The sequence below is a fragment of the Saccharophagus degradans 2-40 genome, from assembly GCF_000013665.1.
GTDB classification, from domain to species: Bacteria; Pseudomonadota; Gammaproteobacteria; order Pseudomonadales; family Cellvibrionaceae; genus Saccharophagus; species Saccharophagus degradans.
Window position 1 is genome coordinate 1,562,814 of the sequence record NC_007912.1, and the last position, 18,777, is coordinate 1,581,590.

Consider the following 18,777-nt stretch of genomic DNA (forward strand, 5'->3'; position numbering starts at 1 on the left):
AGCGTTTTAAAACACTCGTTTGAATTGTGTGTGGAATGCCCAATCTTGCGCTGTTATTCCTACTTCTAAACCCTTCCTGTGTTTAAGTCCCATGCTGGCTGGGGTACAATCCGCGCCGTATTTTTAACTTATCGTTAATGCGCTCGTTCGGCGTATTAGAATGACTATTCTTAAGGCAAATCTTCCCTTTATGGAAACCGCTCCGCTTACTAATAAATTATCCGACCTGCTAGCGCGTACCAATGTGCTTAGGGGGTATCTTTGAATACGCTGAAAAGAAAGAGCGCTTAGCCGAAGTAGAGCTAGAGCTAGCAGAGCCCGATGTATGGGATGATCCTGCCCGCGCGCAAGCGCTAGGCAGTGAACGCAGCTCGCTCGAGCTGGTAGTAGAAACTATCGAAACCCTCGAAAACGGCGTTGCCGATTGCCGCGAGCTGCTCGAAATGGCAATTGAAGAGAGCGACGAAGATAGCTTTCTAGAAATTTGCAGCGAAGCAGACCGCTTAGAAGCCCATTTGGCTACGCTAGAGTTCCGCCGTATGTTCTCTGGCGAAATGGACCCGAATAACGCCTACCTCGATATTCAAGCCGGTTCGGGTGGTACAGAGGCGCAGGACTGGGCCGAGATGCTATTGCGTATGTATTTGCGCTGGGGTGAAGACAAGGGCTTTAAGACGACGCTTGAAGAAGCATCGGCAGGTGATGTGGCGGGTATTAAAAGTGCCACTATTCGCTTTGAAGGGGAATACGCCTTTGGCTGGCTGCGCACTGAAACGGGCGTGCATCGATTAGTGCGTAAATCACCGTTCGACTCTGGCAATCGTCGTCACACTTCTTTTTCTTCTGTATTCGTGTCGCCAGAAATTGACGACAATATCGATATAGAAATAAACAAAGCCGATGTGCGAGAAGATACTTACCGCGCGTCGGGTGCGGGTGGTCAGCACGTTAACAAAACCGATTCGGCTGTGCGCTTAACTCACGCGCCAACGGGAATAGTTGTGCAGTGCCAAAGCGAACGTTCGCAGCACTCTAACCGCGATAAAGCATGGAAAATGCTCCGCGCTAGGGTTTACGAGCAAGAGATGCAAAAGCGCAATGCAGAAAAGCAGGCGTTAGAAGACAGTAAATCTGATATTGGTTGGGGCAGTCAAATTCGATCTTACGTATTGGATGACCAGCGCATTAAAGATTTGCGTACCAATGTTCAAACCAGTAACTGCAATGCCGTGCTTGATGGCAAGCTTGACGATTTTATTGTCGCGAGTTTAAAAGCGGGCTTATAAGTTTATGGCAATTAGGCAAGCGCCTAAGCAACCAGTAATTTTTTAATTTTAAGATTTATCCAACGACTAAAAAAGTTGAGCGAATACATGAGCGATTCACAAACACCAATTAATACCGATGACGAAAATAAATTAGTAGCAGAGCGCCGCGCCAAGTTAGCGGCAATTCGCGAGCAGGGCAATGCGTTCCCGAATGAGTTTCGTCCGCAAAATCAAGCGCAAGATTTACAAGAAAGCCATGGCGATAAAACTAAAGAGGCTTTAGAAGAAGCGGCTGAAGTGGTGAGTGTGGCCGGTCGTATTATTCGCAACCGCGGTGCGTTTATGGAGCTGCAAGATGGCAGCGGCCGCATCCAGCTATACGTAACCAAAGAAGCGCGTCCGTTCGCGAAGTCGTTGGACTTGGGCGACATTGTTGGTGCAAAAGGTGTGCTGCATAAGTCCGGTAAAGGCGACTTGTATGTAAGCTTAGATGAATACCAGTTGCTTACTAAGGCATTGCGCCCGCTACCGGATAAGTTCCATGGATTGGCTGACCAAGAAATGCGTTATCGTCAGCGCTATGTGGATTTAATTGCAAACCCAGAAGTGCGAAAAACCTTTGTTACTCGATCGCGCGTTGTGCAATTTATTCGAAACTATTTAAACGAAAAAGCGTTTTTAGAAGTAGAAACGCCCATGCTGCAAACTATTCCTGGTGGTGCGTCTGCACGCCCATTTATTACGCACCACAATGCGCTAGATATGGATATGTATTTGCGCATCGCACCCGAGCTTTACCTTAAGCGTTTGGTGGTAGGTGGTTTCGAAAGGGTATACGAGATTAACCGCAACTTCCGCAACGAAGGGTTATCTACTCGTCACAATCCAGAATTTACTATGTTGGAGTTTTATCAGGCTTACGCGGATTACAATGACCTGATGGACTTAACCGAAGACATGCTGCGCAACCTAGCTCAAACTGTGTTAGGCGATACGAAAGTTGTGAATACGTTGCCAAGCAAAGGCGACGACGAGCCAGAAACCGTTACCTACGACTTTGCTCAGCCGTTTACACGTCTATCTGTGTTTAACTCTATTTTGCAGTACAACCCAGAATTAAAAGCAGAGAATATCGATACCCTTGAGGCCGCGCGTGAAGTAGCTAAAAACCTCGGTGTTCAGCTAAAAGACAGCTACGGTTTAGGCAAGGTTCAAATCGAGATATTCGAGAAAACCGTTGAGCACAGATTAATTCAGCCAACTTTTATTACAGAGTACCCAACCGAGGTATCTCCACTTGCTCGTCGAAGCGACAGTAACCCTTTTGTTACCGATCGTTTTGAGTTCTTTGTGGGTGGTCGTGAAATTGCTAATGGTTTTTCGGAGCTTAACGATGCTGAAGATCAGGCGCAGCGCTTTAAAGAGCAGGTTGCCGAAAAAGACGCCGGCGATGACGAGGCTATGCATTACGATGCCGACTATGTGCGAGCACTTGAATACGGTTTGCCGCCAACTGCGGGTGAAGGTATAGGTATCGATCGTTTGGTTATGTTACTAACCGATTCTCCATCTATTCGCGACGTATTGTTGTTCCCGCATATGCGTCCTGAGTAAACATCCTGTGGGCACTCCTATAGGGGTGCCCAACACTGGTTTTTCTATGATGCAACCCAACGGTAAACACGTTCAGCTGTGTGAAAGCTGGATGCAGCAAATAGGGCAAGAGTTTGAGCAGCCCTACATGGCAGAGTTAAAAGCATTTTTGCTTCGCGAAAAAAAAGCAGGTAAAACTATTTACCCCGCAGGCGAAAACATTTTTAACGCACTAAATACCACGCCTTTTGAGCACGTAAAAGTAGTAATTCTCGGGCAAGACCCGTACCACGGCCCTGGCCAAGCCCACGGGCTGTGTTTTTCTGTATTGCCAGGCGTGCGCTTTCCGCCGTCGCTTCTGAATATTTTCAAAGAAATTCACAACGATTTGGGGTTTGATATTCCAAGCCACGGTTGTTTGCAGTCCTGGGCTGAGCAGGGGGTGTTACTGTTAAATGCCACCTTGACTGTCGAGCAGGCCAAAGCTGGGTCGCATCAGGGTAAGGGGTGGGAAACTTTTACCGACGCAGTTATAGGGGCTTTGAATAATCATCGCGAAGGTATCGTTTTTTTATTGTGGGGTAGCTATGCACATAAAAAAGGTAACATTATCGATACCACACGGCACCATGTACTTAAATCTGTGCACCCATCACCGCTTTCTGCGCACCGTGGTTTTTTTGGTAATAGCCACTTTTCGCAAGCGAATAAATTTTTAGCACAGCAAGGTCTCACCGAAATAGATTGGCGTGTGCCCCCAAGTGAGTAACAACGTTATGGCTGCCGACAAAAAAATAATCTTTATTACAGGTTGCTCCACAGGTATTGGTTTCTGTGCGGCCAAAACCCTAGTTGAGCGCGGTTATCATGTGATTGCCGGTGTGCGAAAACTGGCTAGCGCTGATGCTCTGCGCGAAGTGAATGTTGAAGATACAGTTGAGATAGATTTGGCTAGCTCACAATCAATCGAGCGCGCGGTGCAGCAAGTGTTGGCGATAAGTAAGGGCAATTTATACGCACTGTTCAACAACGCCGCTTACGGCCAACCGGGGGCGGTAGAAGATTTAACCCGCGATACGTTACGCAAGCAGTTTGAAACCAACTTTTTTGGCACCCACGAGCTCACGATAAAATTACTGCCCACTTTGCTGCAGCAAAAAGATGCGCGTTTAATTCAAAACAGCTCGATATTGGGCTTTGCGGCGATGCCTATGCGCGGCGCCTATAACGCTTCTAAATTTGCGCTAGAAGGCTTAACTGATACCTTGCGCTTGGAGTTGGCTGGGTCGAGTTTAAAAATTAGCCTTATAGAGCCGGGGCCAATTGAGTCACACTTCAGAAAAAATGCGCTAGTAGCGCTGGAAGAAAACGTAGATATACACAACACTCGCCATAGCAAAATGTATAAAACCGCTATTGAGCGCTTGCGCAAAGTGGGGCCTGCGGCGCCATTCACCTTGCCAGCGGACGCAGTGGTCGCAAAATTAATTCATGCATTAGAAAGTCGCAGGCCAAAACAACGATATTTTGTTACGGTGCCAACATACGCCATGGCAATATTAAAAGTGTTGTTGCCGGGCCGTTGGATGGATTATGTATTACGTAAAGCGGGCAGCTAGTCTTTCTCTGTTTTTACCCTGCCTGTGATAGCTTACTGGTTTCAAATAATAATTATTGATAGTTAACAAAGGATAAAGGGTATGAATCACATTCTAATTACTCGAATACTTGCGTGCGTTTTTATGCTGGCGTCGGTGGCCGCTAGTGCTGAGCAATTTAAAGTGTTGCTGTTTACTAAGACCGATGGTTGGCATCACAAGTCTATTAATGCCGGCGTAACAGCAATGGAAACCTTGGCCAAAAAGCACCACTTTTTAGTGGATTGGCACGAGGATGCTGGCCGTATTAATGACGATAACCTTAAGCAATACGACGCCATTGTATTTTTGCTCACCACTGGCAATATTTTAAACGAAGAGCAGCAGGGTGCCATGGAGCGCTTTATTCAATCTGGTAAGGGCTTTGTAGGTATTCACAGCGCATCCGACACCGAATATGAGTGGGATTGGTACACTAAAATGGTTGGTCGCACGTTTCATATCCACCCCGAAATTCAAACCGGTGAGTTACAGGTGCTCGATCGCAAGTTTCCTGGCTTAGAGCGTATGCCAGATCGCTTATTGTGGACCGAAGAATGGTATGAGTTTGGCGCAGAGCGTATAGATGGTTTGAACTATATTTTGGCGGTAGACGAAAAAACCTATGACCCCGAAGCCGACTGGGGCCGTGTAGCTGGCAAGGGTATGGGTAAGTTTCACCCTATAGCGTGGTACCACGAGTATGACGGCGGTCGCGCATTTTATACCGCGCTTGGCCATATGGGCTCTACCTATAGCGACCCTCTATTTATGGAGCATATCTACGGCGGCTTGTACTGGGCCGTGACGGGTAAAGGCATTAAGAAACAAGCTACAAGCAACTAATGGCCTTGTAAGCAGCAGTGCTATATTTTAAAGCTGCTACCAAAATGGATTAATGAACAGCCCCTAGCGGGCTGTCAGTTTATTGATAAACCCCTCTATTATTTTTGCGGAGAGTTTAATCCTTCTAAATCCGCAAATTCTTAGGGTGAAATCTCAAAAAACGTATGAATATGTCCCTATAACTTGCTCAATTCGTCCATGAATTGAGCATTTTTGATCTTTCACCCTAAGAATTTACTCGCTGAGTTACCTGAGTCTGGTTTGTCATCAGCCTGACAGCCCCTAGCGGGCTGTTTTTCATTATTAGTGTTGCACCAAGCAAAGTAGCAAATTGTTGCGTCAGCGGGCGCCTGTGTATATTGTAGTGCACCACAAAATACTCATTTTTCTAGATTTTTGGGCATTGAGCCTTTGAGGGCGTCTGCCGCGCCCACCAATAATTACCATTTATAAAGATGTAAATGCAGGATGCGCCACCCATGATTGATGTAAAAACCAGCCAAAGCTATCAAGAGCCGCAATCTACCGAATCTAGCCTGGTGCAGTCTGATACCGCAGGTAGGCACTTTATTGTGGATTTCTGGGGTGCGCACTATTTAGAAAATGTCGATGTGCTCGAGCAGGCGCTTACCGACGCAGCCAGTGTGGCGGGAGCTGTGTTGTTGCATATTCATCTACACAAGTTTACGCAAGGTGGCGGTGTAACTGGCGTGGCGCTGTTGGCCGAATCACACATAAGTGTGCACACTTGGCCAGAGAGAGATTACGCCGCTTTTGATGTGTTTATGTGCGGCGATGCCAAGCCACAAGATGCTGTAGCATTGTTAGAGCGTGTATTTAAGCCTACAAAAACCAAGATATCTGAAATACTGCGCGGTAAAGAGTAACGCTTAACGGCGCAGGTCTTCTATATATAAGTGGTAGAGCTTGGGCTCCATAATAGAGTTCACTGTTGTTTCAACCTTAGCTATATCTTTATCAAAGTTTCTTGCCGCCTGCATACTTGCTTGCGTTAATGCTCTGGTCTCAATATTAAACTCAATATCTGCAGGAAACGCCACGTTATTTCTCGCCATATTAAACCCCCAAATACCAAATGAAGGCAATGCAGTGTGGTAGCTAAGTGTATTGTCGAACACGTGATCTAATGTTTGTTCTATACACCAAAATACGTGGCGGGTAAAAAAGGGTGATGAGCTTTGGCTGACTAAAATGCCCTCTGGTGTCATACGGCGTTTTATCATGGTGTAAAACTCGCGCGAATACAGCTTGTTAATTGCCTCATTGTGCGGGTCGGGCATATCTATAATTACGCGGTCGTAATCGATGCCGGGTTCATTGATAAAGCTAAACGCATCTTGGCTAAACGCTGTGAGCTTTTCGGCGTCGAGGCTGCCTTTGTTCAACCTGCGCAGCATGGGCAATTCGTTTGCTATGCGCAGCATTTCGGGGTCGATATCCACCAAGTGAATTGTTTCTACATCGTCGTATTTCAATACTTCCCGCGCGGCTAGACCATCGCCACCACCAAGAATAAGTACATTTTTACGCGGCCCGGGAATAGACATAACTGGGTGCACTAAGTATTCGTGGTAGCGGTATTCGTCCCGCGAAGAAAATTGGATGTGGCCATCTATATACAAGCGTTGTTCACGCGTGGTGGTAGAGCGCGTTACCACCAGTTTCTGGTATGGGGTTTGAGTGGAATAAATTACTTGGTCAAAGTACAAATGTTTTTCTGCAAAGCGGGTAAGCACTGTGCCGTAAAAAATACAGCCGGTAAGCAACACTAAAATGCCAATACAGCTTAATAGCATAGCGTGGTAGTGCCGCAGGTAGTGCCGGAATACAATAACGTTTATTGTTGCTACAAGAATATTAATTAAGCCAATAGCAAATGAAGATTGCACTAGCCCCAGTGAGGGCAATAGCAGTAGGGGGAACGAAACTGAGCCAATAAGTGCGCCAACGTAATCTAGCGACATAACATTGGCTATCGATTCTTTTAAGCTTCTTTTTTGCGCAAGTAGAGATGTGAGTATTGGAATCTCCATTCCCACGAGCGCACCGATAATTAAAATTAGGCTATACATCACCAGTTCGTACAGGGCGCGCGCCATTGGGAAGGCTATAAAAAGCAAAATACTGCAAATGCCGCCCACAAGTGCGATAGCAATTTCGACGAAAATAAAGTTACGTACAAACTGATCGTCAAAGTATTTAGAAATCATCGAGCCCACACCCATGGCAAACATAAAAAAGCCAATGGTGAGCGAGAATTGGTGCACGCTGTTACCCAATAGGTAGCTGGATACAGTGCCTATAATTAATTCGTAAACAATGCCGCATAGGGCAACAATAAGAATAGAGAAAAGTAGTACGCCAGCTTGTTTAGCGTTTATATCGGTAAGTGGTGTTTTCATGAGATTACTTAAGGCTTGCCAAATAAAAACGCTCCGGAAAGGTTAGCCAAACCGGAGCGTTAGGGGGTGTAACAATCTATTTAAGGAGTACCGTACTAACGGGTTATTTACCCGAAGAGTGGCTACCAGAACCTGCACGTGCACGTGCACTCGCTGCGGCTTTAGCTGTTACAGGCTGCTTGTTTGCAAGTGCAGATTTATTAACACCTGCAGCGCTTTGGCGGCTTAGCATGCTGCCAATAAGGTAACCGGCCAACAATGAAGTACCGCTAAAGTGGTGGTCGTTTACGGCGCCGCTGCGGCTTGTAGCAATAACGCGCGAGTTTTCACCGTCTACTTCAATCAAAAATAACGCGTCTTCGTTTTGGTCCATTTCGTTGTTGCTGTTTAAGTCTTCGTAGGCAAGTAACGATGCGTCGGTTTTAGGTGCAACACCAATAGGCTTGGTGTGCAATGCTGGTTGTGCGGCATTGTAGTTTTCAGCTAGGTCTTCAGAGAACGCAATAAAGGTTTCATCTGGGCCTAATTGTGGCTCGCCCTCTGCGTTTTCTTCAAACGCGTATATGGTATCAACGGTTACGTCGAGTACCGCGTTCAGGTCGATGCTTTCTTCTGTGTAGCTTGTGCTTGGGCCAGATAAGTTGCTGTATGCAATATAACCAATAACAGCTACTGCAATTAGGCCGTATTTAGCCATGCTTAGTGGGTTCATAGTGAAATCCTTGTTAGTTTGTTAGATATTCCTGAGGTCGTGAGAGAAATGAAACTCGTGCACCCCTTTCTCGTAGTAGTCGGTTAATTGACCAACATACTTAAATCCTGCCGCCTGCAGTGGAGTATGGATTAGAGGCAAATTAGACGGGAAAGTCAAAAATATTTTTCTGCCCCCGTCATTTTTTACGGCTTTTAGGCCTATTTGTAGGTCTTCCACCGTGAAGTTGCGTTTTCCAAACAGTTTTTTCTTGTTTCTTACTTCCCAGCGAAAGGTATAGGCGCCCTCTGTTTCGGCTATTTCATGCATACCGTTGAAGCGAATAATCGGCTTTTCTTCCGCAACTTTTTGCTCGTCATCAGCGAAGGAGGCGTCGTCGCTAAGATTTAGGCCTAAAATCATCTGATCTTCGCCTTCGTCGTAAAAATCTACGCTTCTCACTTCTTCAATAAACTCAAGCGATTGATACATGGCAAGGGCGGCAGCGTAGATTTTACCTTCTTTGGGGTCATCATAATCCGAAACCTTTACAAATATTTTGCGGCCCTGGATGTGTTTGACTTTTTCTATTAGCTCTTGGGTCATAAATTTACCCAAGCCTTTGCCTCTGTGTGTATTTGCGAGGTATGTCCACGAAAGCCAACAGGTTCTATCTGTAGCAGGTACAGTGCGGTAGCCGGTTACGCCAATCACCTTGCCGTCGAGCTCAAGTACGAAGTGATCTTCCATTCCGTTGTTGTGAAAATCCGCTTCGGCAGCCTCTGCGTCGTCGTCATCGTAGTAGTCGATGATTTTTACAACCGTAGGTAAGTCGCTCATATACATAGGCCGCAATTCGGGCAGCCCGTTTACCGCTGGTAGAGTATTTTCCATGTGTTTGTCCAAATACGTTTGTTTTTACGGTGTGTAGTGTCTAATTCTGTTGGCTTTGGCTATCACTATTGCCGGTTGCGCGGGTCATCCCATACCGACGTTGGGTCGGTATAGGTTTGGTTCCAGCCGTGGTATGGATGGTTTAGCAAAAGCTCTTCATCTTTAAAAAGCCATACTAGCGCAGCGCCAGCGGCAAAGCCGCCTACGTGCGCCCAAAATGCCACTCCGCCCCCAGATGCACCCAACGATGTAATTCCGCCGAGCAGTTGTACTGCAACCCAGTAGCCGAGCATAGCGACAGCGGGCACGCGAAAAGTGATGATAAACATAACCAATAGGTGAACTTTTACCTTGGGGAACAGCACAATATAAGCGCCCATTACGCCACCAATTGCCCCAGACGCCCCCACCATAGGAATAGGCGATGCGGTATTCGTAATTATTTGCGCCGCGGCGGCGGCAATGCCGCATAAAAAGTAAAAAATAGTAAACCGCACCGGGCCCATGGAATCTTCGACATTTCCGCCGAAAATCCATAAAAACCACATATTGCCTAGTATATGCATCCAACTGCCGTGCATAAACATAGAGCTAAATAACCCAGCCCATCCCAATCCACCTTCGCCACAAGGGCCTCTTGTATTCGCTGCAAATAAATCGGCAGGAATTAAGCCGTATTGGCAAACCGAGGTGTGAAGCTGGTCGCCGAAGCCGGCACCCTGTAGCGCAAACCAAGCAACGACGTTAAGCCCAATAAGGGTATAAGTGGCAATTGGTTGATTTATTTGAGGGTTGTCGTCGCGAATGGGGAACATGATCTTTCCTTGCTGGGCGGGGCTTGCGCAATTTTTCAGGTGTATTCACCTAGAGGCATCGAGGTGTTAACCGTTTTGATTGCGGCGAATACTACTCGAGTGGTGGGGGGCTTGCCAATTAACAAGCCATTTAATCGAATAAAATGTCTCAGTTTTTAAAGCGATTAGTAAGGCGTCGAGATGCTTTACATTAGGTGTGATGACTATGGTGCCATAAAATGCTAACTGTATGAAAAATGGGCAAAAAAATAACTTGGTATGTAGGTTGCTGTTACATAAGTCCACCCATTTAGAAAAAGGAGATTTTAAAAATGGATATGCAAAAAAATAGTAAAAACAATGGCACAATTACATATACGAGTGTTGTTGCAGCTTTCGCTCTTCTCGTTTGCTCTTTATCTGCTTGGTCTATTCCATACGGCAATTCACAGGGTTCTGCGGAATTTCCTGCAGGTGCGGTATCTTTTGCTGATGCTGTAGTGAGTTACACCCCAGGTAGTGGCGGCTTAACTGCTGCGAATATGGATGCATCTAAAGCGCTGGGTACTCCAGATTATGCTGGAGGTGGTGCTTGCTCTAATGCTGCAGATTGTCGCTTTGTGTCTCTTGGTGCTGGTGGCAGCATTGTTCTGCAATTTATAGATAACTACCTAACGGGCAGCAATTCCAGTGATTACGATTTATGGATATTTGAGGTTGGCCCCGATGTGGAAGATACGCTTGTTGATGTAAGTACAGACGGCGTGGATTGGGAAAGTGTAGGCAGCGTAGGAGGCTCTACTTCTGGAATTGATTTAGATGCTTTTGGTTTTGGCGTGAGCAATTTGTTTTCGTTTGTAAGGCTTACCGATGTGGCGAGTGAGGGCGGAACAAGTGGCGCAAGCGTTGGGGCAGATATTGATGCTGTAGGTGCAATCTCAACCATTGTCGCGCATGTGCCAGAGCCAAATACTTTCTTTTTATTTGCTTTGGGCTTAACGGCGCTTTTTCTTTCTAGAAAACATATTTAAGAATATATGAGCTTAAGCTAATGGCCAGCAGTCGCTGGCCGCAGTTTATTTATAAACCCCTCTGTTATTTTTGCGAAGAGCTTAATCCTTCTAGATCCGTAAATTCTTAGGGTGAAAGCTCAAAAAACGTATGAATATGTCCCTATAACTTGCTCAATTCGTCCCTGAATTGAGCATTTTTGATCTTTCACCCTAAGAACTTACTCGCTGAGTTACCTGCGTCAGGTTTGCCATCAGTCTGTTGCTAGCATTCGCTGGCCTTTTTTATGCTGCTGTATTATGTAATCACGACTGCACTTAGTGGTAACGAAGGGCAGTCGCTTTACCGTGAAAAACTTTGTACGCGAAAAATGTGTAAGCCAAAATTACCGGAATGACGATAAGTGCCCCAACTAAAATAAAGCGCAAGCTTTCTGGTGCGCTCGCTGCTTGCCAAATAGTTAATTTACCCGGGAATATTTCTGGGTAAAAGCTAAACGCCAAGCCGCAAAAACAGCCCATAAAAATCACTGCGGTAATTACAAAGGGCAGCCAGTTTAATCTATCGTTAGTAAGCGGTAGCTTTTTTAATAAAAAGTCGTTGGCAAAAAATGCGGTCATGCAAAGTGCAGGCAGTAGCAGTACAAACATTACTAGTGGGAATGTAAACCAGCGGCTGTACACCTCGGGGTTAACCCACAGGTTCACAATGCAAACCGCAACCACACCAATAAAAGTTACGCGCCCACATAAAATGGCCCAGCGAACAGCGCGATGCTGAAGCTGGTCTTCGGTTTTAATAATTAACCATGCCGCACCTATGTAGCAATATGCGGCTGTTACACCGAGTGCACTTAGCAGGCAAAACATAATGCTGCTTGGGTCTGTATTAAAACCCATTACATACATGCCCAGCATATAGCCCTGCGCGAGCGAAGTAAGTAGCGAGCCGGCTCTAAAACAATAGTCCCAAATAAGTTTGTAACTCACTGCAGCTTTGGCTCTAAAATCAAACGCCACACCTCGTAAAACAAGGCCGATTAACATAACAATGGTTGGAATGTAGAGGTAGTAGAATAGCTGGTTGTAAGCGCTGGGAAAGGCAATAAGTAACAAGCCAACCGCCAATACTAGCCAAGTTTCATTGGCATCCCAAAAGGGGCCTATGCTGGCGATCATAATGTCGCGAGTGGGTTCTTCATCTTTATGTAATGGCATTAAAATGCCCACGCCCAAATCGTAGCCATCGAGCATAGCGTAAACCAAAATAGACAGCGCCATGAGCCCTGCAAAAATAACGGGTAACCAATAGGCATCTATCATTTTTGTTCTCCTTCTGTTGGAAGGTTAGTTAAATTGCCGTCTGCGCTGGGGTTATGGGTTTCAAACTCTTCTACGTTTACAGCTTTGTTGGCCATTACTTTTAAGGTATGGATATAAGCGAGCAATAGCACGGCATAGGTTACGGCGTAGACTGTAAGTGAAAACTGCACATTACCAGCGGGTAAGTTAGTTACTGCATCCTGCGTTTTTAATATACCTGTTACCAGCCAAGGCTGGCGGCCTATTTCTGTAACGTACCAACCTGCCAGTGTTGCGACCCACCCGCTAAACGTAAGGCCCACCATCGCTTTTAAATATAAGCGGGGGAACGGCTTTTTGCGTGCAAGGTAAAAGCAGCCCAACCATGCACTGGCAAGCATAAGCATGCCCGTGGCCACCATTATGCGAAAACTCCAAAAAACCGGTGCAACCGGAGGATGGTTGCCATCAAATGTGTCTAGCCCTTTTATTTCACCTTGTGCATCGTGGGTAAGAATGAGGCTAGCTAGTTTGGGTATACCTACAGCCCAATCATTGCGTTGGGTTTGCTCATTGGGCAAAGCAAATAGCAATAAAGGGGCGCCTTGTTCTGTGTGCCATACGCCTTCAATGGCACTAATTTTAGCGGGTTGATTTTCGAAACTATTTAAGCCGTGTAAATCGCCTACAAATATTTGCAGCGGTGCGAGAATGCCTGCTAATACGATTGCAGTATGCAATGCTAATTTAGGTGCACGTTTGGTATCGCCTTTTAATATGCGATATGCAGATAAACCTGCCACTAAAAACGAAGAGGTTAAGCCTGAGGCTATTAGCACATGGGTTAAACGGTGCATAAAGCTGGGGTTAAAAATGATGTCCCACCAGCTGGTAGCGTGCGCAACGCCGTCGCGCATTTCGAAACCCGCGGGTGTGTGCATCCAAGAGTTTAACGCGAGTATCCAAAATGCCGAGAGAGTTGTACCTATGGCAACAACGGCAGTGGCAAAAGTATGTAAGCGATTGGATACGCGATTAACGCCAAACAGCATAATGCCTAAAAAGGTGGCTTCCAGAAAAAAAGCGGTAAGCACTTCATAACCTAGAAGCGGGCCGGCAATATTGCCTACTGTTGCCATATAGCCCGGCCAGTTGGTGCCAAACTGAAACGACATGGTAACGCCACTTACAACACCCAGCGCAAAACTTAACGCGAATACTTTTACCCAAAAACGATACGCTCGCATCCATATTGGGTTGTTGCTTAAGTTAAAGCGCAATTTAAAATAAAAAAGTATCCAGCACAGAGCAATGGTGATGGTTGGAAATAGAATATGAAAACTAATATTAAGCGCGAATTGAATACGGGATAAAAATAAAGTGTCACTGTGGGCGGTGGTGCTGGTGCCAAGTGTTGCTAATGTGTCTACGCCTGATACTACGAGGCCTTCCAACATACTGCTTACCTCCAGTCTGTTAACTAGCTTGGGTGTATTAAACTAAACGAAATGTATTAATTTTTAGGGAACGCTGATTAACTTAATCGCTTTTTGCGAGAATCAAAACGTTCTGTCGCAAGGCGTTCTTCGCTGCTAATAGCTTTAGTCCTTAGCAAGAAAAACAGCGAAGCGATTATTCAGAGGTTCCTTTTCCTACTATTTTGTCTTTAAACTCGAGCGCTTTACTTATACCCGAGCCCAGTTTCATTAAGCTTTGAATTTGCTCTAGCTTAAGGCTGTTTAAACTATTCGACCATTCGGTGACCAGTTCCAAAATGTCGTGTATTTCTTCCATTTTTTGGTAACTGAGTTTGTCGTTTTCATCTTGCGGTGGTTCAAGTAATTGCGAGCGCAATAGGCTTAGCGTGGGGGCAATTTCTCGTCGGCTGCGCTCTTCAAATACTGTGCGGGCTAAATCCCAAATACTGCCTGCGGCAACAAAGTAATCTTTTCTGTCACCCGCTTGGTTTTGCGTTTTAATTAGGCGCCAAGACTGCAGCTCTTTTATACCCATGCTTACATTGCCACGGCTTACGCCAAGTAAGCCGGATATTTGATCTGCATTTAATGGCGTGGGGTGTATAACCATTAGCGCAAGCATTTGGCCAACAGTTCTATTAAACCCCCAGCGGCTGCCCATTTCGCCGAAGTGGTGCACAAACGATTCTGTTTTAGCGGAAAGAGGAGGGATATCCATAGGTTCTCGTATTGAAATAAATGAATTTTCAGAAATTACTGAAAATTATAAACTCTGTTTGCGCTAAGTCATAGCAAAACTTTTAATAATGTTGCTGCCAATTGATTTGATGACTTTCGTTGCCGAGGGAGGATAATGGTAGTGAGATGCCATTCTGGGCGAGCAGCAAGCGAAGGGTTAAACAAGTATGCAAAAAAATGATTCGATAACGTTGATTGGTATGCCTGGCGCAGGCAAGAGTACGCTTGGTGTGCAGTTGGCTAAAACGCTTGCTAAACAGTTTGTGGATACAGATTTACTTATCCAGCAGGCGGTGGGTATGAGCTTGCAGCAGTATTTAGAAGAAAACGGCTATTTAGCTTTGCGTGAGCAAGAGCAGCAAGTGCTATTAAGTGCGAATTTAACAAACGCTGTTGTGTCTACCGGTGGCAGTGCGGTGTATAGCGAACAAGGAATGGCTCGATTGCAAAAGTTAGGGCCGTGTATTTACCTGCAGGTTAGCTTTCAAACTATGCAGCATCGCGTTACTAATGCCTCTAGCCGCGGTTTGGCGGTGGCAGAGGGCACGACATTAAAGGATTTATATACAGAGCGACTGCCCCTGTATGAGCGCTGGGCAACACATACGGTTAACTGCGATGAGCAATCTCAGGCTGCAATTTTGCAGAAAATAGAGCAATTATTATTGAATTCGGTGGGGTAAGTTAGCTGGGAGGGTAGAAATAGCGGTCTATATTATGGTTTTTAATGATAAAGCCATGCGTTATTACACATTGATCCTTTGCGTATTATTTAAATGGACTATAAATAAAGTAAGTGATTCGTTAGGCCGCAGTGACTTTCAGCAAGCCCGCAGCTTATATCATGGTTTTCTCCGAAGTAGTTTGTTTGTTGTTATTGATGTGTATATAACTAGCCCGCTAAATAGCGGGCTTTTTTTGTGCTTCTGTTGGAGCCGTGCTTTTGTTGGCCAGTACTTTGTAGTTAGCCGAGTTTATCGGTTGCTACGTGGTAGTCTGGGTCTTCCAGTACGTTTACCTCGCACAGGTTGCCCGCTTTTTCTAGCAGCTGAATACACTCTTTACTTAGGTGGCGAATACTTAGATTTTTGCCAAGAGCAGTGTATTTTTCTGCAAGGCCGTCTAGCGCTTCAATACCCGAGTGATCACTAACGCGACTGCGTACAAAATCAATAATTACGTTGTCTGGGTCTGTTTCTGGTGTAAACAATTCTTTGAAGTTAGCAACAGAACCAAAAAAGACAGGGCCGCGTAAAGAATATATTTTTGTGCCGTTTTCGTCGGTGGTAACTTCTGCATGAATATGTTGTGCGTGTTTCCAAGCGAAAACGAGTGCAGAAACAATCACACCTACAATTACGGCAATAGCTAAGTCAGCAATAACAGTAATGCCGGAAACCAAAATAATAATAATGGCATCCGAGAGTGGGATTTTGCGAATAATACGCAGTGATGACCACTCAAACGTACCCAGCACAACCATAAACATTACGCCTACAAGTGCCGCCAGTGGAATAATTTCTATAAGGGCTGCACCGAACAAAATAAAGCCGAGCAATACAATGGCTGCCGTTACGCCTGATAAGCGCCCGCGACCGCCAGAGTTAATGTTAATCATGCTTTGGCCTATCATGGCGCAACCGCCCATACCGCCAAAAAAGCCGTTTACTGTGTTAGCAACGCCTTGGCCTACACACTCACGGTTGCCGTGGCCGCGCGTGCCGGTTATTTCGTCAATAAGTGTAAGGGTAAGTAAAGATTCTATTAAGCCAATTGCAGCAATAATAAGTCCAACAGGGAAAATAATGCGCAGCGTTTCCCAAGTGAAAGGAATGGCTGGAATAGCGAAGCTGGGTAGTTCACCTTTTAATGTCGCTGTTGCCGCTTCTTCTGCTGGTAGCATATCGCGAACAAAGTCGATAACCGTGCGCGCTTCCAAGCCAGTAAAATGTACAAGTAGAGTAACTACAGCAATGGCTACTAACGAAGAGGGTACTGCTGTGGTGAGCTTGGGTAAAAAGTGAATAATCGCCATAGTTAAAGCTATAAGGCCTATCATGGTGTAAAGCATGGTGCCTTCCATCCACACGCTTTCGCCCACTTCATTTTTAACTGTAAATTGGCCGAGCTGAGCAAGAAAAATAACAATCGCCAAGCCGTTTACAAACCCCAGCATTACCGGGTGAGGCACCATGCGAATATATTTACCTAGCTTCAATATACCTGCACCAATTTGAATAACACCTGCAAGCAAAACGGCCGCAAATAAATACTGGGCGCCGTACTCCATAACAAGGGCAACCATTACAACCGCTGTTGCGCCGGTTGCACCAGAAATCATACCTGGGCGGCCACCAATCAAGGATGTAATCAAACCCATCATAAAGGCAGCATACAAACCCACCATAGGTTCTAGCCCCGCCACAAATGCAAAGGCTACAGCTTCGGGTACTAAGGCAAGGGCTACCGTAAGACCAGAAAGTAAATCGTTTTTAACGTTGTTTGGCGTTCTATATATTAAATTAAACATACTACGACTACATGAAGGGTGAAAGAGTAAGGCTGGGGAGTGCATCGCGCTTACGCAATTGGGTTGCGTGAGAGGCCCCGCCTTAAAAGGGGCGCGCATAGTAGCAGAACCCATAGCTTAGCTCAAATTATGGGCAGTGATGGTGAGGATTTAATGACAGCGCGAGCGAGGGGCTAGCCAAACGTGCGTTTTTAGCGTTTGCAGGCGCGGTTTGTGGTTATAATCGCTCGCATAGGCCCGCATAAGGTACTAGCACACTTACCATTAAACTTATTTAAGAAGGCTGTTATGTTTGATCGTTTATCGCTGTTGTCTGCAGACCCCATTCTTGGGTTAATTGGCCAATTTACGGCCGATTCAAATCCCAACAAAATCGATTTGGGGGTGGGGGTATATCGAGATGCCCAAGGTCATACGCCTATATTGGCAACGGTAAAAAAAGCCGAATCTATTTTGTGGGAAGCCGAACAAACTAAATCTTACATTGGCCCTGCCGGCAACCAACAATTTAACCGCTTGGTGCTTGAGCTTATTCTAGGGGATGAGCACACAGCATTGGCAGACAACCGCGCTATAGCTATGCAAACCCCTGGGGGCTGTGGAGCCTTACGTGTCGCTGCCGAGCTAATAGTGGCCGCCAACCCGAAAGCAAAAATTTGGGTAAGTGACCCCACGTGGGGTAACCACGTTCCACTGCTTGGTGATTCTGGTATGGAGATAGCCACATACCCATACTACGACTATGAGAGCCACGGTATTCGCTTTGCCGATATGCTAACCACGCTGCGTGAGTCTGCGGTGGCCGGCGACCTTGTATTAGTGCATGCATGTTGCCATAACCCAAGTGGGGCGGACCTCAGTTTGGCCCAGTGGTTACAGCTTACTAATTTATGTGCAGAAAAAGGGCTTATCCCGTTTGTAGATATGGCCTATCAAGGTTTTGGGGATGGTTTAGATCAAGATGCAGCGGGTTTGCGCATGATGGCCGATCAGTTACCCGAAGTGATATTTGCCTATAGCTGCTCTAAAAACTTTGGTTTGTATCGCGAACGAATTGGTGCAGTAGGCGTTGTTGCCGCAAACACCGAGCGCGCCACTGCCGTTGCCAGTCAAATTATGCGCATAGTGCGAGGTATTTATTCCATGCCCCCATCGCACGGCGCGGCAATTGTAGAAACTATTCTCGCCGACCCTGTGCTTTGCCAAGCTTGGGTGGATGAGCTGGCGTTGATGCGCAATCGCATTCAAACCATGCGCCAAGCATTATTAGATGCGATGACCGCGCAAGGATACGGCGATAGGTTTCATTTTATTACCGGCGAAAAAGGCATGTTCTCGTTTTTAGGCTTAACGCCCGAGCAGGTGCAGCGGCTTATTAAAGAGCACAGTGTTTACATGGTGGACAGCAGCCGCATTAACGTTGCTGGGCTTACGCCAACGAATATAGATCCGCTGGTGAAAGCCCTAACTGCCGTGCTGTAGCGCAGCACGGCAGCTGGTGGTATGGCTGCTTTAAATGAACTGTAGGAAACTTCTCATCTAATGCGTACATACCGTAATTCCCTTCTATAAT

General features: G+C 46.0%; 17 protein-coding genes. 9 read left to right on the forward strand and 8 right to left on the reverse strand.

Annotated features, from left to right (window positions below; all coding sequences use genetic code 11):
• The first annotated feature begins 190 nt into the window (after nt 1–190).
• From prfB to speD, 6 genes are all read left to right on the forward strand, one after another.
• Nucleotides 191–1,286, forward strand: a protein-coding gene (prfB, locus tag SDE_RS06390; RefSeq protein WP_143710966.1) for a peptide chain release factor 2 whose coding sequence is annotated in 2 segments (ribosomal slippage) — nt 191–262 and nt 264–1,286 — 1,095 coding nt in all. Because the reading frame shifts where the segments join, the coding sequence is not laid out codon by codon here.
• An 87-nt stretch (nt 1,287–1,373) separates the two neighbouring features.
• Nucleotides 1,374–2,882, forward strand: a complete 1,509-nt coding sequence (lysS, locus tag SDE_RS06395) for a lysine--tRNA ligase (RefSeq protein ID WP_011467699.1) — start codon at nt 1,374–1,376, stop codon at nt 2,880–2,882.
• A 46-nt stretch (nt 2,883–2,928) separates the two neighbouring features.
• On the forward strand, nt 2,929–3,630 hold the full coding sequence (gene ung, locus SDE_RS06400) for a uracil-DNA glycosylase (protein WP_226986476.1): 702 nt from the start codon (nt 2,929–2,931) through the stop codon (nt 3,628–3,630).
• Nucleotides 3,623–4,480: an SDR family NAD(P)-dependent oxidoreductase gene (locus SDE_RS06405; protein ID WP_226986477.1), complete on the forward strand. Its 858-nt coding sequence runs from the start codon at nt 3,623–3,625 to the stop codon at nt 4,478–4,480. The genes ung and SDE_RS06405 overlap by 8 nt, the downstream gene beginning before the upstream one ends.
• 81 nt (nt 4,481–4,561) lie before the next feature.
• Entirely contained in the window at nt 4,562–5,344 is a 783-nt protein-coding gene (locus SDE_RS06410; protein ID WP_011467702.1) for a ThuA domain-containing protein, read from the forward strand.
• A 479-nt stretch (nt 5,345–5,823) separates the two neighbouring features.
• Complete coding sequence (gene speD / locus SDE_RS06415) at nt 5,824–6,231, forward strand: adenosylmethionine decarboxylase (protein ID WP_011467703.1); 408 nt, start codon at nt 5,824–5,826, stop codon at nt 6,229–6,231.
• Nucleotides 6,232–6,234: 3 nt separating this feature from the next.
• Here speD and SDE_RS06420 read toward each other — a convergent pair whose 3' ends face one another.
• The 4 genes from SDE_RS06420 to SDE_RS06435 all read right to left on the reverse strand — a co-directional run bounded on the left by SDE_RS06420 (nt 6,235) and on the right by SDE_RS06435 (nt 10,167).
• The gene (locus SDE_RS06420; RefSeq protein ID WP_011467704.1) at nt 6,235–7,767 is read right to left on the reverse strand and encodes a polyamine aminopropyltransferase; all 1,533 of its coding nucleotides are present in this window, start codon (nt 7,765–7,767) and stop codon (nt 6,235–6,237) included.
• A gap of 103 nt (nt 7,768–7,870) precedes the next feature.
• Nucleotides 7,871–8,479 carry a hypothetical protein gene (locus tag SDE_RS06425; protein WP_011467705.1) on the reverse strand — a complete coding sequence of 203 codons (609 nt, stop codon included), beginning with the start codon at nt 8,477–8,479 and terminating at the stop codon, nt 7,871–7,873.
• A gap of 21 nt (nt 8,480–8,500) precedes the next feature.
• On the reverse strand, nt 8,501–9,352 hold the full coding sequence (locus tag SDE_RS06430) for a GNAT family N-acetyltransferase (protein WP_011467706.1): 852 nt from the start codon (nt 9,350–9,352) through the stop codon (nt 8,501–8,503).
• Nucleotides 9,353–9,417: 65 nt separating this feature from the next.
• Nucleotides 9,418–10,167 (reverse strand): rhomboid family intramembrane serine protease, encoded by a 750-nt coding sequence (locus tag SDE_RS06435; protein ID WP_011467707.1) that lies wholly within the window; start codon nt 10,165–10,167, stop codon nt 9,418–9,420.
• A 311-nt stretch (nt 10,168–10,478) separates the two neighbouring features.
• Between SDE_RS06435 and SDE_RS06440 the strand changes: the two genes are divergently transcribed.
• Complete coding sequence (locus tag SDE_RS06440; RefSeq protein WP_011467708.1) at nt 10,479–11,177, forward strand: PEP-CTERM sorting domain-containing protein; 699 nt, start codon at nt 10,479–10,481, stop codon at nt 11,175–11,177.
• Nucleotides 11,178–11,474: 297 nt separating this feature from the next.
• On the opposite strand, the gene cydB is transcribed toward SDE_RS06440, so the two are convergent.
• The 3 genes from cydB to SDE_RS06455 all read right to left on the reverse strand — a co-directional run bounded on the left by cydB (nt 11,475) and on the right by SDE_RS06455 (nt 14,654).
• A complete protein-coding gene (gene cydB, locus SDE_RS06445; protein WP_011467709.1) occupies nt 11,475–12,479 on the reverse strand; it encodes a cytochrome d ubiquinol oxidase subunit II in 1,005 nt (334 codons plus the stop codon).
• Entirely contained in the window at nt 12,476–13,915 is a 1,440-nt protein-coding gene (locus tag SDE_RS06450) for a cytochrome ubiquinol oxidase subunit I (protein WP_011467710.1), read from the reverse strand. Before SDE_RS06450 ends, cydB begins: the two co-directional genes overlap by 4 nt.
• Before the next feature lie 175 nt (nt 13,916–14,090).
• On the reverse strand, nt 14,091–14,654 hold the full coding sequence (locus tag SDE_RS06455) for a GbsR/MarR family transcriptional regulator (RefSeq protein ID WP_011467711.1): 564 nt from the start codon (nt 14,652–14,654) through the stop codon (nt 14,091–14,093).
• 187 nt (nt 14,655–14,841) lie between these two features.
• Here SDE_RS06455 and SDE_RS06460 point away from each other — a divergent pair, with 187 nt between their 5' ends.
• A complete protein-coding gene (locus SDE_RS06460; RefSeq protein WP_011467712.1) occupies nt 14,842–15,357 on the forward strand; it encodes a shikimate kinase in 516 nt (171 codons plus the stop codon).
• Nucleotides 15,358–15,638: 281 nt separating this feature from the next.
• Here the strand turns inward: SDE_RS06460 and SDE_RS06465 are convergent, their stop codons facing one another.
• Complete coding sequence (locus SDE_RS06465) at nt 15,639–17,204, reverse strand: SulP family inorganic anion transporter (protein WP_011467713.1); 1,566 nt, start codon at nt 17,202–17,204, stop codon at nt 15,639–15,641.
• 288 nt (nt 17,205–17,492) lie between these two features.
• On the opposite strand from SDE_RS06465, the gene SDE_RS06470 reads away from it, so the two are divergent.
• Nucleotides 17,493–18,686 (forward strand): amino acid aminotransferase, encoded by a 1,194-nt coding sequence (locus SDE_RS06470; RefSeq protein WP_011467714.1) that lies wholly within the window; start codon nt 17,493–17,495, stop codon nt 18,684–18,686.
• Nucleotides 18,687–18,777: the final 91 nt, after the last annotated feature.

Coding starts and splice junctions, on each gene's coding strand:
- SDE_RS06430 (WP_011467706.1), bottom strand. CDS start 9,352: ATGGAAAATACTCTACCAGCGGTAAACGGGCTGCCCGAATTGCGGCCT.
- SDE_RS06455 (WP_011467711.1), bottom strand. CDS start 14,654: ATGGATATCCCTCCTCTTTCCGCTAAAACAGAATCGTTTGTGCACCAC.
- SDE_RS06465 (WP_011467713.1), bottom strand. CDS start 17,204: ATGTTTAATTTAATATATAGAACGCCAAACAACGTTAAAAACGATTTA.
- speD (WP_011467703.1), top strand. CDS start 5,824: ATGATTGATGTAAAAACCAGCCAAAGCTATCAAGAGCCGCAATCTACC.
- SDE_RS06420 (WP_011467704.1), bottom strand. CDS start 7,767: ATGAAAACACCACTTACCGATATAAACGCTAAACAAGCTGGCGTACTA.
- SDE_RS06460 (WP_011467712.1), top strand. CDS start 14,842: ATGCAAAAAAATGATTCGATAACGTTGATTGGTATGCCTGGCGCAGGC.
- SDE_RS06450 (WP_011467710.1), bottom strand. CDS start 13,915: ATGTTGGAAGGCCTCGTAGTATCAGGCGTAGACACATTAGCAACACTT.
- SDE_RS06410 (WP_011467702.1), top strand. CDS start 4,562: ATGAATCACATTCTAATTACTCGAATACTTGCGTGCGTTTTTATGCTG.
- SDE_RS06435 (WP_011467707.1), bottom strand. CDS start 10,167: ATGTTCCCCATTCGCGACGACAACCCTCAAATAAATCAACCAATTGCC.
- SDE_RS06470 (WP_011467714.1), top strand. CDS start 17,493: ATGTTTGATCGTTTATCGCTGTTGTCTGCAGACCCCATTCTTGGGTTA.
- ung (WP_226986476.1), top strand. CDS start 2,929: ATGATGCAACCCAACGGTAAACACGTTCAGCTGTGTGAAAGCTGGATG.
- SDE_RS06425 (WP_011467705.1), bottom strand. CDS start 8,479: ATGAACCCACTAAGCATGGCTAAATACGGCCTAATTGCAGTAGCTGTT.
- lysS (WP_011467699.1), top strand. CDS start 1,374: ATGAGCGATTCACAAACACCAATTAATACCGATGACGAAAATAAATTA.
- cydB (WP_011467709.1), bottom strand. CDS start 12,479: ATGATAGATGCCTATTGGTTACCCGTTATTTTTGCAGGGCTCATGGCG.
- SDE_RS06440 (WP_011467708.1), top strand. CDS start 10,479: ATGGATATGCAAAAAAATAGTAAAAACAATGGCACAATTACATATACG.